Source organism: Pseudomonas sp. BGA-UO-ETr-WB11 (genome assembly GCF_059567785.1).
Genome location: NZ_JCAQOS010000007.1, coordinates 420,262 through 433,835, shown reverse-complemented (window position 1 = coordinate 433,835; position 13,574 = coordinate 420,262). Strand labels below are relative to the sequence as shown.

Sequence of the window (13,574 nt, the reverse complement as noted above, 5' to 3'; positions counted from 1 at the left end):
AGAAACCCATGAGCGCAAAAGTCTGGCTGGTAGGCGCAGGCCCTGGCGACCCCGAGTTGCTGACCCTCAAGGCCGTGCGTGCCCTGAAACAGGCGCAGATCGTCATGATTGATGACCTGGTCAACCCGGCCGTGCTCGAGCACTGCCCCGACGCTCGGGTGATCAGCGTTGGCAAGCGCGGCGGTTGCCGCTCCACGCCCCAGGCCTTTATCCATCGCTTGATGCTGCGCTATGCCCGCCAAGGCAAGTGCGTGGTACGCCTGAAAGGCGGTGACCCGTGCATCTTCGGGCGCGGCAGCGAAGAAGCCGACTGGCTTGAGCAGTTCGGAATCGAAGTAGAAATGGTCAATGGCATCACCGCCGGCCTGGCGGGCGCGACCAATTGCGGCATTCCCCTGACCCTGCGCGGCGTCAGCCGTGGCGTCACTCTGGTTACCGCCCACACCCAGGATGACAGCAGCCTGAATTGGGCCGCCCTGGCGCAAGGCGGCACGACCCTGGTGGTGTACATGGGCGTGGCCAAATTGGGCGAGATTCGCGACAGCCTGTTGGCCGGTGGTATGCGCGCCGACATGCCGGTGGCGATGATCGAGAACGCCTCACTGCCGCAGCAGCGCGAATGCCGCAGCACCCTTGCGGCCATGCAAGCCGCAGCCACTGACTTCCAGCTGAAAAGCCCTGCCATTCTGGTGCTCGGCGATGTCGCCGCAAGCCGCCAGGCGCTGGCCCTGGTGCACAGCGCCTAACCGCTTCGCTCCTGCGCCTGTGCGCACTGCCCGGCCCAGGTCGGGCTTTTTTACGGGCATAAAAAAACCCGGCCGGAGCCGGGTTTTTCGGATCATGCTCAGGCTAGCTGAGCATGACGGTGCAGCACTTACTTACCCGCTTCAACAGCCGCTTCTACGCGACGGTTTACAGCGCGGCCAGCTTCGCTAGCGTTGTCAGCAACCGGAGCAGCTTCGCCGTTGCCTACAGCGTTTACGCGATCAGCTTCAACGCCGTACTGGTTAACCAGTACTGCACGAACAGCGTTTGCACGACGCTCGGACAGCTTCTGGTTGTAGGCGTCAGAACCAACGGAGTCAGTGTGACCTTCCACGGTGGTGCTGGTTTGTGGGTACTGCTTCATGAAGTCAGCCAGGTTTTTGATATCGCCGTAGCTGTCTTGCTTCACGTCAGCTTTATCGAAGTCAAATTTCACGTCCAGTTCAACGCGAACAGCTTCAGCAACAACTACACAGCCATCAGCATCAACGGTAGCGTTGGCTTCGGTGCCTGGGCACTTGTCCAGGTTGTCGCACACGCCGTCGCTGTCTTCGTCGTTGCAGACTTCAGCAACAACTGGAGCTGGCTCAGCTTTCTTGGTGCCGCCGCCGAAGTTGGCGCCGATGCCCAGGCCAGCGGCCATTTCGGTTTCGTTAGCGTCGATGTTGTACATCGCGTCAACGCTAGCCTTGGCGAAAACGTTCTCGGTGAAGTAGTACTTCACGCCAGTGCCCACGTTAGCGAAGGTGCTGTGGTCACGGCCGGTACGATCCGGAACGTTGCTGATGTTCTGGTGAGCGAAGCCAGCAGACACGAAAGGACGCAGGCCTACACCTGGGGTACCGAAGTTGTACACGGCGTCAAGGGCAGCCAGGTTGCCTTTGATGTTCTTGTTGCCGGTGTCATTTTCCGAACGCATGTCGTGGTATTCGCCGTACGACAGCGCCAGTTGCACGTCATCAGTCAGGAAGTAACCAACCGAACCGCCGAGCAGGTTGCCGTTGCTCAGATCGCGAGAGCTGTCGGTGATGTAACGCTTACCGAAAGCATCCACCTCGACTGCGCCTTGGCCCTGAGCCAGTGCGCCGATGGAAGTGGCAGCAACGAGAGCGCCAATGACTACGCCTAAGGTGTTTTTCAGTTTCATCCGTAAATCCCCATTATTCATGAATTACACAGTTGCCCAACAGTTTAGGAACAACTCAGTTTCGGATTTTAGCACGCGTGACCCGCGAACTAACAAAAATTTCACATAACTATTCGTCGGTCACACCGGCAAATTTCTCGCGTAAGCGGTCCAGCGCACGTTTGTAGCGCATTTTTGTCGCGCTCAAGCCCATATGCATGATGTCGGCGATTTCCTGGAACTCCAGTTCAGCAACAAACCGCAGCACCAGAATCTCACGATCAATCGGGTTCACATGCACCAGCCAACGATCTAGGCCGCCGCGATCCTCAGGCTTTGGCGTTTTTTCTTCCGACGCCTCTTCTAGCGGATCCAGACTCAGAGCATCGAGCAAACGGCGTTTGCGCCGCTCTTTACGATATTGGGTAATGCACTCGTTATACGTGATGCTATATAGCCATGTTTTAAACTTGGACTTGCCTTCAAAGTTCTTTAAACCATAAAGAACCTTGAGCATGACCTCCTGGCAGACATCATCCGCATCACGGTCATTACCCAGATAACGCGCACAGACATTGAACAGCGTGCGCTGGTAACGGCGCATAAGCTCTTCATAAGCACGAGTAATGTGGAATAGCTCGACGCGTGCACGCTCCACCAACTCTTCATCCGAGAGTTCACGGGGATCGTAACGCGAGGATAACGCTTGAACTGTATTCAAAACGAATTGGGCCGGCAGTCAGGTCTAGACAGCCGCCACCCAAAACCTCGAATGGAATGGGTTAGCGGCATACAGTAGCAGGGTTTGGAGCGTTAGTGACTGCTCACTCGCTGCTCAAGAAGCACCCGATTGGCGACAGAAACCAGCTCGCCTGAGGCCGTCAGCAGCGTGGTTTTAACCGTGCCGATTTCCTCGATCTGCCCCTCAATCTCGCCAACCTGAATGTCTTGCCCAACCGCGTACAACTCGCGCACATAAATGCCCGCCAGAATTTGCCCGGCAATATCACGACTGCCCAGCCCCAGCGCCAGCGCCACTGCCGCACCCACCGAGATCAGAACAATGGCGATCACGTTGTTGAGCAGATCGGTCTTCACCTCGAGCTGCCCAATGGCCACCGACAGGCTGATGATGATGATCAGACCCTGCGCGATACGACCCAGGCCATTGGCATATTCCAGCCCAACACCTTCGGCAGCACCGCGTACTACGCCATTAAGCAGTTGCGCCAGCAACACGCCAGCCAGCAGAACCAGGGCTGCGCCGAATACTTTCGGCACATACAGCGCCAGCACATCGAGGGTTGCGGAGACCCGCTCAAGGCCCAGCAACTCAGCGGCCGAGACCAGAAACACCAGCAGGATGAACCAGTAGACGATTTTGCCGATCAGGGTCGAAACCGAAACCTGAATGCCGACCCGGCCGATCATCTTGGTCAGCCCGGTGCCCGCCATCAGGCGGTCCAAGCCGATTTTGGCCAGCACCTTGGATAACAAGGTGTCCAGCAGTTTGGCCACCACAAAACCGAGCAGCACCAGCACCAGAGCGCCAATCAGGTTCGGGATGAAGACGGCGACACGGGTCCAGAGCGCGCCCATGGCGCCTACCAAACCTTGAGTTACAGGATCAAATTCCATGTTCAATCAGCCTTATCAGCAGGACGGACGGAGGGAGTACGACGGGAAACCGGGGCCACATGGGCCGAGCCCTTGTTCAGGGCGATCATCAATGCACCCATCCAGTGCCCCAGCAAACTGAACAGATCACCGGCACCAACCTGGCGGTTGGCGGTTTTCAGCACGCGACCCAGGCAAGCATCGTCGTCATGGCTGGAAGGCGCGGTGTTCAACAGATCACGCAGTGATTGTTCAAATGGATCGTGCATAGGCACCTCGGGGTATATGGGGGCTAGACGCTGGCAAACGACAGCTGGTCACGTCAAAGCCAGCGCAAGCGGCGGAACAGCCACCACTGGCCACAGGTCAACCCCACCATCAACAGGCACACCACGACAAAGCCGTAAGTGTGGTCGGCACCCGGAATACCGCCAACATTTATACCCAGTAAGCCGGTGAGGAAACTCAGAGGCAGGAAGAAACCCGTAATGATGCCGAAGCGGTACATGGTCCGGTTCATTTGCTCGGACATACGCCGATGCTCGGACTCGAGGATCAGCGCCACTCGCTCGCGGATCAACTCCAGCTCTTCGAGACAACGGGTCAGGTGGTTGTGCAACTCATTCCAGTACCCTGATGCTGCCTCATCGAACCAGGGACGCCGGTGGCTGGACAGCTGCGCATAGATGTCGCGCTGCGGCGCCAAAAAACGCCGCAATCCGGCCGAACGGCGGCGGACCTGTTGCAACTGGGCATGATCCGGCACATAGCGCTCATCGGCATCAATGCGCTCCTCCTCGCCGTCCACCGGATCGGTCAAGGCCACCACCAGGCTTTCCACTTTGCTGGTCAACTGGCTGGCCAACCCCAGCATCAACTCGGAGATGGTCTTCGGCCCCTGGCCTTGGGCAAACTGCAGCGCCAGGTCATTGACCGCGCGCATTGGCCGCAAGCGCATGGAGATCAGTTGCTGAGCGTTGGCAAAGATGCGGATCGACACCATGTCTTCAGGCTCGGCGCCGGGATTGAGATTGACCCCACGCAGAAACAGCAGAAGCTCATCCCCCGGAAGTGCCAGCAGCCGCGGCCGAGTGTTTTCCTCCAGCAGCAGATCACAGCTGAACTCACTCAACCCGCTGCGCTGGCGCAACCACTCCTGCGCCATGGGATGACTGCGATCCCAATGCAGCCAGAGACTTTCCTCGGGCTGCAAGCTCAGGCTGTCTAGCGCCTCCCGCGCCAGGCGGCGCGCGCCACCATGCCCATCCAGCACAAAGCCGTGGACCAGGCCCGACTGCGCATTTACATCCTCGTGCATTACCACTCCTGGGCCGGGTATCCAAATAAACAAACAGGCCCGCCGTGGAGGCAGGCCTGCGGGTGCAACGGCAACAACTTAGGCCGGCATTTGCAGCGGCTGCGGCGAAACAATGATGCCGTTGTTGTCGGCATACACGTACTCACCCGGACGGAATGTCACACCGCCAAAGGTGACGGCCACGTTCAGGTCGCCGATGCCGCGCTTGTCGGTCTTCATCGGGTGGCTGGCCAGCGCCTGCACGCCCAGCGCGGTTTGCGCGATGACATCCACATCGCGGATGCAGCCATACACCACCAGGCCTTCCCAGCCATTCTTGGCAGCTTTCTCAGCCAGCATGTCGCCCAGCAGGGCGCGACGCAGCGAACCGCCGCCGTCGACAACCAGCACTTTGCCCTTGCCGTCCAGATCAACCTGATCCTTGACCAGGGAGTTGTCCTCGAAACACTTGATGGTGACGATTTCACCACCAAACGAATCATGGCCGCCGAAGTTACTGAACATCGGCTCGACTACCTGCACCAGCTCTGGGTAGGCATCGCACAAATCGGGAGTGACGTATTGCATGGCAAAACTCCTGTAAGGAACAACAAAATTCAGATATCGGGGGCTGGTCGGCAACGGCACAGCCCAAATGGCTAATAGCTACAGCTTAACCTCGTCGGCCGGCGAGCGGAACGCTGGTGGCAAGCACTGGTGCTGCAGCCAATGCTCGACCAGCGGCCAGACCTCTTGCTGCGCCGGCTTGCTGAGCAACATCTCGACATGACCAAAATCGGAGGAGAAACCTGTCTTGCGTCCCAGACACAGGTACTCGCGCGCGGCCGAGCCAAACTGCTTGAGCAGCTTGTGGCAAGCCCATGGCGGGTCCTGACGATCACCCTCGGCGCTGACGGCCAGTACCGGCACCTGCACATCCGCCAGGCCCGCCCACCAGTCGCGCTCGGCATCGCCAAAACGCCCGAACAGACCGTGCCAACGCAAGCTCTCCAGGGCTAAACCAATGGGCTCGTCCTCCGGGCCACGCTTAAGCCGCGAGCCGGAGAGATGGGCAAAGCGCTTGAGCAGCAAGCGGCCGCCCCACTCCACCGGCGGCACCTTCAGTGGCCAGTAGATTCGGCTGATTTGACTGCCGAACAAAGCGGCCGAGGCCACCTCATGCTCCCCCAGGTAATGACCACCGAGGGCCGCAGTCAGGGTCGTACCGCCAAGCGAGTGACCCAACCAGTGCGGCACTTGTCCTGTCTGCTCGCGGACGAACGCGGCAATCGCCGGCAAGTCGTAGCGTGCATAGTCGCTGACGCGGTTGTGCTTGTACTGCTGATTGCGCGGCGACAAGCCGTGGCCACGCATCTCAGCGATCCACACATCAAAACCACAGCGCGCCAGGTGCGGCCCTAGGCCAATGGCTTTGGGTGAATACCAGAACCGCCGATTGGAAAAACTGCCATGCAGAAGAACGACCGGCACACCACGGGTGTGCTCACTGCCGGCCTGGCCCAGGCGAGTCAAGGCCAGCTCGACGCTGTAATCACCACTATTGCCAGGCTTGAGGCGATAAACGTCTTCGCTGAGGTCGTTACGAAACTCGGCACTGATTAATGCGACGGGGAATAGACTGCTGCTGCTTTGCATAATGCTTCTTGAACAAAAAGTTGCCGGGAGCAATTTTTGACGTCGCCCCTGCGACGGCCCGAAAAGTGCCAGCCAAGGATGGTAGGACACAAAAACGCCAGGAGCGTTTTTGAGCGCAAGCCCCGGAGGGGTGAGGCACATGGATGTGCTGAACACAAAAAAGGGCGGAAACCCCGCCCCTTCATGGATGAGGAATGATCAGGCCGGTGCTTGGCCTTCCGCCAGGAAGAACCAGGTATCCAGTACCGAGTCAGGGTTCAGGGAAACGCTCTCGATACCCTGCTCCATCAGCCAACGTGCCAGGTCCGGATGATCCGACGGCCCCTGACCACAAATACCAATGTATTTGTTGGCCTTGCGGCACGCCTGAATGGCATTGGACAGCAGCTTCTTGACCGCCGGATTACGCTCGTCGAACAGGTGCGCAATGATCCCCGAGTCACGGTCCAAGCCCAAGGTCAGCTGGGTCAGGTCATTGGAGCCGATGGAGAAGCCGTCGAAGAACTCCAGGAACTCCTCGGCCAGAATGGCGTTGGACGGCAGCTCGCACATCATGATCACGCGCAGGTCATTTTCGCCGCGTTTGAGGCCATTGCTGGCCAGCAGATCGACCACCTGGCTGGCTTCGCCGAGGGTACGCACGAACGGCACCATGATCTCGACGTTGGTCAGGCCCATCTCGTTGCGCACTTTCTTCAGTGCCCGGCATTCCAGCTCGAAGCAGTCGCGGAACGACTCGCTGATGTAGCGCGACGCACCACGGAAGCCCAGCATCGGGTTCTCTTCTTCCGGCTCATAGAGCTTGCCGCCAATCAGGTTGGCGTATTCGTTGGACTTGAAGTCCGACAGGCGCACGATGACTTTCTTCGGCCAGAAGGCTGCAGCCAGAGTACTGATGCCCTCGACCAGCTTTTCAACGTAGAAACCAACCGGATCGCCATAACCGGCAATGCGCTTCTCGACGCTGTCCTTGATCTCCGCCGGCAGGCTGGCGAAGTTCAACAAAGCTTTCGGGTGCACGCCGATCATGCGATTGATGATGAACTCCAGGCGCGCCAGGCCCACACCTTCATTAGGCAACTGGGCGAAGTCAAAAGCGCGGTCCGGGTTGCCGACGTTCATCATGATCTTGAACGGCAGATCAGGCATGGCATCCACGGAGTTTTTGCGGATATCGAAGCCCAGCTGACCTTCAAAGATAAAGCCGGTATCACCCTCGGCACAGGACACGGTTACGCCCTGGCCATCGCTCAGCACGTGGGTGGCATTGCCACAGCCAACCACAGCCGGAATACCCAGTTCACGGGCGATGATCGCAGCGTGGCACGTACGCCCACCGCGGTTGGTGACGATGGCGCTGGCGCGCTTCATCACCGGCTCCCAGTCCGGGTCGGTCATATCGGAAACCAGCACGTCGCCGGGCTGAACCTTGTCCATCTCGGACACGTCGTGAATAACCTTGACCGGGCCAGCACCAATGCGCTGGCCGATGGCACGGCCTTCGACCAGTACGGTGCCTTTTTCCTTGAGCAGGTAGCGCTCCATCACATTGATATTGGAGCGGCTCTTCACGGTTTCCGGACGAGCCTGGACGATGTACAGCTTGCCGTCATCGCCATCTTTGGCCCACTCGATGTCCATCGGCCGGCCGTAGTGCTTCTCGATGATCAGCGCCTGTTTGGCCAACTCGGTGACTTCGGCATCGCTCAGGCAGAAGCGCGAACGCTCGGCGCGATCAACATCGACCACTTTGACCGAACGACCGGCCTTGGCTTCATCGCCGTAGACCATCTTGATTGCTTTGCTGCCCAGGTTGCGGCGCAGGATGGCCGGGCGGCCAGCTTCCAGGGTTTGCTTGTGCACGTAAAATTCGTCGGGGTTGACCGCACCTTGCACGACGGTTTCGCCCAGGCCGTAAGCGCCGGTGATAAACACCACGTCACGGAAGCCCGACTCGGTGTCGAGGGTGAACAGCACGCCGGCAGTGCCGGTTTCCGAACGGACCATGCGTTGCACGCCAGCAGACAGGGCGACCAGTTTGTGGTCGAAGCCCTGGTGTACGCGGTAAGCGATGGCACGGTCGTTGAACAGTGAGGCGAATACTTCCTTGGCCGCGCGGATCACGTTGTCCACACCGCGGATGTTCAGGAAGGTTTCCTGCTGACCAGCAAACGAGGCATCCGGCAAGTCTTCGGCGGTCGCCGAAGAGCGCACAGCCACCGCCATATTTGGATTGCCGGCGGACATGGCTTCGAATGCCGTGCGGATTTCGCTGTTCAGGCGCTCGGGGAACTCGGCTTCCATCACCCACTGACGGATCTGAGCACCGGTGCGGGCCAGAGCGTTGACGTCATCCACGTCCAGCGCATCCAGAGCCGCATGGATCTGCTCATTCAGGCCACTGAGTTCGAGAAAGTCGCGGTAGGCCTGGGCGGTGGTGGCAAAACCACCAGGCACCGATACACCGGCGCCGGCGAGATTGCTGATCATCTCGCCCAGGGAGGCGTTCTTGCCCCCTACGTGCTCGACGTCGTGGTTGCCGAGCTTATCGAGGGAAACTACGTACTCTACCAAGGTGATCTCTCCACTAGTGGGTTGGAAAAGCGCAGGATGCCGGAAAATCCCTTACCGCGGCGCCCTGCGCCACGGTGGCCTGCCCCTTGAAAATAAGTAACAATGCCGTCTGGCAAGGGCTTGTCGAAACTGGCCCATGATAGCCAAGAATCGTCCCCACCTTAAGGCCTTTGGTGCAAATGAAACGAACCGCTTTTTTCATCTCCGATGGCACCGGCATCACGGCCGAAGCACTGGGTCAGAGTTTGCTGGCGCAATTCGAAACGATCACCTTCGACAAGCTCACTCGCCCATACATCGACAGCATCGAAAAAGCGCGCGCAATGGTACAACAAATAAACGCTGCCGCAGAGAAAGACGGGGGCCGCCCGATCATCTTTGACACCGTGGTTAACCAGGAAATTCGCGACATCCTGGCTGAATCTTCGGGCTTTATGATCGACATTTTCTCGACCTATTTAGCCCCGCTTGAGCAGGAACTGACGTCTCATTCGTCCTACTCGGTGGGCAAATCACACTCCATTTCACACAACGCCAATTACATGGAGCGGATTGATGCGGTGAACTTCGCCCTCGATAACGACGACGGCGCCCGCACTCATTACTACGACAAGGCCGACCTGATCTTGGTGGGCGTCTCACGTTGTGGCAAAACCCCGACCTGCCTGTACATGGCCATGCAGTATGGCATTCGCGCCGCCAACTACCCGCTGACCGAAGAAGACATGGAGCGCCTGCAACTGCCAGCCGCCCTCAAGCAGCACAAGGACAAGCTGTTCGGCCTGACCATCGACCCCGACCGCCTCACGGCCATCCGTAACGAGCGCAAGCCCAACAGCCGCTACGCCAGTTACGCCCAGTGCGAATTCGAAGTGCGCCAGGTTGAAAACCTGTTCCGTCGCGAGAACATCCCGCACATCAATTCCACTCATTTCTCGGTGGAAGAAATCTCCGCCAAGATACTGGTGGAAAAAGGCGTGGAACGGCGCCTGAAGTAAGCAGGCTTCAGACTTGCGCGCGGCGCGCCCCCAATGCTGGGGCCGCCGGGCCATCCTGCCCTTACAGCAGCCAGCCCGCGGGTACTTTGGGCAAATCCTCGGGGCAATCGATATCGTCCAGTACCGGCCCCTCGAACAAGCTCCAACCCAACTCAGCCAGGCGCTCACGGGTGCTGCTGGCGACGCTGGCGCTGCTCCAGGCAATCTCGGCGAACACTCGCGGATGGCTTTGCCGCAAGCCCAGTAGGACGTAACCGCCATCACTGGCCGGAAACAGCACGCTGTCGTGACGGGCCAGCCCCTCGGCCGCCTGACGCAACAATTGCGCCGTCAGTTGCGGGCAGTCGGTGCCAATCAATAGCACCGGCAAGCCCAATTGCACACCCGCTTCGACCGCACGCGCCATACGCTGGCCCAGGTCGCCATCGCCCTGATCGCGCAGCTCCACCCCAGCTGGCCAGTCAAACTCCGCCCAAGCCGGATCGCCAGGCGGCGGGCTCAGACATAACTGCAACGGGCCGAGTGCCGCGGCCTGGGCCGTCGCCAGCGTGGTCTGCAACATACGCTGCGCCAGGCGCGCGGCGCCCTCACCGCCCAGCGCCGGAATCAGTCGAGTTTTGGCCCGCCCGGCTTGCGGGGCCTTGGCAAAAATAATGATGCGTACGGCGCTCATCGATAGGCCTCGGCCAGTTGCGCCACCGGCACGCCGCGCCAATAGGCCCAGCGCAGCCGCCACATCAGGAATATCGTGCGCCACACGCCGCGCTGCTCCCAGCGCCGCCCCGAGGTGCTCAGGCGCGTGGCGATGCACGCCGGCCGGCTCAGTTGGCGCAGACGCGTGCACAGCTCGATATCTTCCATCAGCGGCTGATCAGCGTAACCACCAAGGGCCTCGAAGCGGCTGCGCAGGACGAAAATGCCTTGGTCGCCGGTGGCGATGGAGGTCAGCCGCGAGCGCCAGTTGATCAGCCGCGCCACCATTTTGAGCAACCAAGGGCGACCGTCGATGCGCAGATCGAAGCGCCCCCAGCAGCACTGTCCATCAACCAACGCTGCCTCGATCAATTGATCGGCAGCCGCCGGCAGGCGCGTATCAGCATGCACAAACCACAGCACAGCGCCCGCAGCCTGGGCGGCGCCAGCATTCATTTGCCGGGCGCGGCCACGGGGCGTGTCCAACCACAGGACGCCAGCCGGCAACAACGCCCGACTGCCGTCCGTGCTGCCGCCATCGGCCACGATAATTTCTGCGCCACGGGCCTGTAACGGCGCCAGCTCGGCCAACAGTTCCGGCAGGTTGGCCGCTTCGTTAAGGGCCGGAATGATGATGCTCAAGCTCATGGCGTGCGGTTCAGGTGCCAGTCATAGTCGAGAAACTCGATGTCAATTTCGCCGTCCAGCAACTGCTGGCGCTGCGCGTCATCCAGGCCCAGAGCATCAGCCTGACTGGCGAAGTAGTTAGCCAGGGTCTGGCCGTTTTGCTCGAAGTCATCCTGATACCAGTCGAAGATGCTCGACACCTCCAGGCTGTCACCGGTCAGGCGATTGCGACTGCGATCGGTCAAAAACCGCTGCTCGGCATCCGCCAACTGCGCCTGCAACTGCGCGCCGTTGTAAGCCTCGGCGCGCAGGGCCGGGCAGCCGATGCTGGCGCAGTTGAGGGCAAAGTGCGTGCGTGGCTGGTGATAGCCCTGCTCGCCGCGAATCAACTCATGTTCCAGCTCGTCCAGGCTGCGGGTCTTGCCTAGCAGCTGCAGGGCCGGTTGCTTCCAGGGCGAGCGCAACAGGCTGCCCAGATCCTTGATCGACTCCAGATCCGGGTAACCGCCGAGCACCAACTCGACGGTGGCCGCGTTGTAGGCATTGATCAGCATGGCCAACTGCTCGTCCTCGCTCCAGCGCGCAAACGCCGCCGGGCGCACCGCTGCCACCTTGCCCAGGTAGGCGCGCAGCTGCTCACGCTCGGCGGCCATGCCGGCGTAATCCACCTGACTGGCATGGCCGCCCTCAAGCACGCGCACATGGCGGCTGAGGAGATCATTCCACAGGCGGTTGTCCAGCCCGGCCGCAGTCGCAGGGGCGGCCAGGGCCAGCCCGAGCAGCAGACTCAACAGGCAACGATAAAAGCGCATAGGGTGTTCTCAACAAGTCAGGGTAAACATCAGACCCACGTTACCGCGCTATGATTCAAACCGTTTGCATGGCGGCAAAGGCTTGCTGCAAGTCGGCGAGCAAATCAGTTGGATCTTCCAGGCCGATGTGCAAACGGGCCATCACCTTGCCCTGCCAGCGCGCCGCCGTCACGCTGCGACTGCTGGGGGGGTGACAGGGAATCATCAGGCTTTCGTAACCGCCCCAGCTGTAACCGATGCCAAACAGCCGCGTGCTGTCGATCAGCCGATTGACCTGGGCACGGCTGATGCCTTCGGCAAACACCACACCGAGCAGACCGCAGGCGTACTCAGGTTTGAAGTCGCGCTGCCACAGTTCATGCCCGGCGGCACCGGCCAGCGGTGGGTATAGCAGCTCGGCCACTTCCGCACGCTGGGCCAACCAGGCCAGCACTTGGACGGTGTTCTCGCGGTGCACGGTCAGGCGCGCCGCCAACGTGCGCAGGCCGCGCAGGGCCAGGTAAGCATCGTCGCCACCCACCGACAGGCCGAGGGCTGCATAGGTCTGGCGCAAGCGCGGCTGCACGGCCGCCGTACACAGAATTGCCCCAAGCAGCACATCGGAATGGCCGACGATGTACTTGGTCGCCGCGTGCAGCGACACATCGATACCCAAGGCAAAAGCATCCCAACCCAGCGGCGTGGCCCAAGTGCTGTCAGCCACCAGCAGCGCGCCCTGGGCGTGAGCGGCGGCCGCCAGGGCAGGCACGTCATGAATTTCAAAGGTCAGAGAACCGGCAGCTTCGACAAATACCACGCGGGTGTTGGCCTGCAGCAGCTCGCTGATCTCGGCGCCGATCAGCGGGTCGTAGTAGCTGGTGTGGATGCCCAGGCGCGCCAACAGGCCATCGCACAAAGCCCGCGTCGGCTCGTAGCAGGCATCGCTCATCAGCAGGTGATCGCCTGGTTGCAGCAAGGCCAGCAGCGTGGTGCTGATCGCGGACAAACCGGACGGCGTCAGCAGGCAATCGGCAGCGCCTTCCAGTGCGCAGAGCGCCTGTTCCAGGGCCATGGTGGTTTCGCTGCCATGCCGCCCATAGGTGCGCCGCGTACCCGCCGCAGCCTTAAGCTCTGTGGTATTGGCAAACAGCAGGGTCGAGGCGCGCACCACCGGCGGATTGACCGGGCCGTAGCACGACTTGTCCGCCCGCCCGCTGTGGGCCAGGCGCGTGGCGGGACGGTCGCTGGGAAGATCAGTCATGGCAGGGCCTGCATCGCGGGTGAATAAATAGGCAGCGGTCACGCTAATGGAAATCTGCGGTCTTGAATAGAAGAGGCGCCCCGCGCCAGGGTTTGTTAGGGTCGCCGACCAATATCAGCCAATTTTGTAACGTCAGGCACGCACGCCACTCTAATGGGCACGTTGTCGG

At 60.4% G+C, this 13,574-nt stretch carries 14 protein-coding genes; 2 read left to right on the top strand and 12 right to left on the bottom strand.

Annotated elements, in window-relative coordinates; genetic code table 11:
- The first annotated feature begins 8 nt into the window (after nt 1-8).
- Entirely contained in the window at nt 9-746 is a 738-nt protein-coding gene (gene cobA / locus AC56DI_RS12795; protein WP_496346495.1) for a uroporphyrinogen-III C-methyltransferase, read from the top strand.
- 128 nt (nt 747-874) lie between these two features.
- Here cobA and AC56DI_RS12790 read toward each other — a convergent pair whose 3' ends face one another.
- The 8 genes from AC56DI_RS12790 to ppsA form a co-directional block, all read right to left on the bottom strand.
- A complete protein-coding gene (locus tag AC56DI_RS12790) occupies nt 875-1,912 on the bottom strand; it encodes an OmpA family protein (RefSeq protein ID WP_496346494.1) in 1,038 nt (345 codons plus the stop codon).
- A 109-nt stretch (nt 1,913-2,021) separates the two neighbouring features.
- On the bottom strand, nt 2,022-2,612 hold the full coding sequence (sigX, locus tag AC56DI_RS12785; RefSeq protein ID WP_422587223.1) for an RNA polymerase sigma factor SigX: 591 nt from the start codon (nt 2,610-2,612) through the stop codon (nt 2,022-2,024).
- Between the two features lie 92 nt (nt 2,613-2,704).
- Complete coding sequence (locus AC56DI_RS12780; protein WP_496346493.1) at nt 2,705-3,529, bottom strand: mechanosensitive ion channel family protein; 825 nt, start codon at nt 3,527-3,529, stop codon at nt 2,705-2,707.
- Between the two features lie 2 nt (nt 3,530-3,531).
- Nucleotides 3,532-3,777, bottom strand: a complete 246-nt coding sequence (locus AC56DI_RS12775; RefSeq protein ID WP_496346492.1) for a CrfX protein — start codon at nt 3,775-3,777, stop codon at nt 3,532-3,534.
- 53 nt (nt 3,778-3,830) lie between these two features.
- On the bottom strand, nt 3,831-4,826 hold the full coding sequence (gene cmaX / locus AC56DI_RS12770) for a divalent cation transporter CmaX (RefSeq protein WP_496346491.1): 996 nt from the start codon (nt 4,824-4,826) through the stop codon (nt 3,831-3,833).
- A 78-nt stretch (nt 4,827-4,904) separates the two neighbouring features.
- Nucleotides 4,905-5,393 carry a ribonuclease E activity regulator RraA gene (gene rraA, locus AC56DI_RS12765; protein ID WP_324517393.1) on the bottom strand — a complete coding sequence of 163 codons (489 nt, stop codon included), beginning with the start codon at nt 5,391-5,393 and terminating at the stop codon, nt 4,905-4,907.
- Nucleotides 5,394-5,471: 78 nt separating this feature from the next.
- The gene (locus tag AC56DI_RS12760) at nt 5,472-6,461 is read right to left on the bottom strand and encodes an alpha/beta fold hydrolase (RefSeq protein WP_496346490.1); all 990 of its coding nucleotides are present in this window, start codon (nt 6,459-6,461) and stop codon (nt 5,472-5,474) included.
- A 198-nt stretch (nt 6,462-6,659) separates the two neighbouring features.
- On the bottom strand, nt 6,660-9,035 hold the full coding sequence (ppsA, locus tag AC56DI_RS12755) for a phosphoenolpyruvate synthase (RefSeq protein ID WP_496346489.1): 2,376 nt from the start codon (nt 9,033-9,035) through the stop codon (nt 6,660-6,662).
- Nucleotides 9,036-9,214: 179 nt separating this feature from the next.
- On the opposite strand from ppsA, the gene ppsR reads away from it, so the two are divergent.
- The gene (gene ppsR / locus AC56DI_RS12750) at nt 9,215-10,033 is read left to right on the top strand and encodes a posphoenolpyruvate synthetase regulatory kinase/phosphorylase PpsR (protein WP_496346488.1); all 819 of its coding nucleotides are present in this window, start codon (nt 9,215-9,217) and stop codon (nt 10,031-10,033) included.
- Between the two features lie 61 nt (nt 10,034-10,094).
- Here ppsR and AC56DI_RS12745 read toward each other — a convergent pair whose 3' ends face one another.
- From AC56DI_RS12745 to metC, 4 genes are read right to left on the bottom strand one after another with little or no spacing between them, the layout of a single operon-like run.
- Entirely contained in the window at nt 10,095-10,706 is a 612-nt protein-coding gene (locus AC56DI_RS12745; RefSeq protein WP_496346487.1) for a TIGR04282 family arsenosugar biosynthesis glycosyltransferase, read from the bottom strand.
- Nucleotides 10,703-11,374: a TIGR04283 family arsenosugar biosynthesis glycosyltransferase gene (locus tag AC56DI_RS12740; protein WP_496346486.1), complete on the bottom strand. Its 672-nt coding sequence runs from the start codon at nt 11,372-11,374 to the stop codon at nt 10,703-10,705. The genes AC56DI_RS12745 and AC56DI_RS12740 overlap by 4 nt, the downstream gene beginning before the upstream one ends.
- Nucleotides 11,371-12,165 carry a DUF547 domain-containing protein gene (locus AC56DI_RS12735; protein ID WP_496346485.1) on the bottom strand — a complete coding sequence of 265 codons (795 nt, stop codon included), beginning with the start codon at nt 12,163-12,165 and terminating at the stop codon, nt 11,371-11,373. The genes AC56DI_RS12740 and AC56DI_RS12735 overlap by 4 nt, the downstream gene beginning before the upstream one ends.
- Before the next feature lie 55 nt (nt 12,166-12,220).
- On the bottom strand, nt 12,221-13,405 hold the full coding sequence (gene metC / locus AC56DI_RS12730; protein ID WP_496346484.1) for a cystathionine beta-lyase: 1,185 nt from the start codon (nt 13,403-13,405) through the stop codon (nt 12,221-12,223).
- Nucleotides 13,406-13,574 lie beyond the last annotated feature (169 nt).

Excerpts from the sequence above, each read along its gene's own strand:
- cobA (WP_496346495.1), top strand. The coding sequence starts at position 9 with ATGAGCGCAAAAGTCTGGCTGGTAGGCGCAGGCCCTGGCGACCCCGAG.
- AC56DI_RS12790 (WP_496346494.1), bottom strand. The coding sequence starts at position 1,912 with ATGAAACTGAAAAACACCTTAGGCGTAGTCATTGGCGCTCTCGTTGCT.
- AC56DI_RS12780 (WP_496346493.1), bottom strand. The coding sequence starts at position 3,529 with ATGGAATTTGATCCTGTAACTCAAGGTTTGGTAGGCGCCATGGGCGCG.
- AC56DI_RS12775 (WP_496346492.1), bottom strand. The coding sequence starts at position 3,777 with ATGCACGATCCATTTGAACAATCACTGCGTGATCTGTTGAACACCGCG.
- cmaX (WP_496346491.1), bottom strand. The coding sequence starts at position 4,826 with ATGCACGAGGATGTAAATGCGCAGTCGGGCCTGGTCCACGGCTTTGTG.
- rraA (WP_324517393.1), bottom strand. The coding sequence starts at position 5,393 with ATGCAATACGTCACTCCCGATTTGTGCGATGCCTACCCAGAGCTGGTG.
- AC56DI_RS12760 (WP_496346490.1), bottom strand. The coding sequence starts at position 6,461 with ATGCAAAGCAGCAGCAGTCTATTCCCCGTCGCATTAATCAGTGCCGAG.
- ppsR (WP_496346488.1), top strand. The coding sequence starts at position 9,215 with ATGAAACGAACCGCTTTTTTCATCTCCGATGGCACCGGCATCACGGCC.
- AC56DI_RS12745 (WP_496346487.1), bottom strand. The coding sequence starts at position 10,706 with ATGAGCGCCGTACGCATCATTATTTTTGCCAAGGCCCCGCAAGCCGGG.
- AC56DI_RS12740 (WP_496346486.1), bottom strand. The coding sequence starts at position 11,374 with ATGAGCTTGAGCATCATCATTCCGGCCCTTAACGAAGCGGCCAACCTG.
- AC56DI_RS12735 (WP_496346485.1), bottom strand. The coding sequence starts at position 12,165 with ATGCGCTTTTATCGTTGCCTGTTGAGTCTGCTGCTCGGGCTGGCCCTG.
- metC (WP_496346484.1), bottom strand. The coding sequence starts at position 13,405 with ATGACTGATCTTCCCAGCGACCGTCCCGCCACGCGCCTGGCCCACAGC.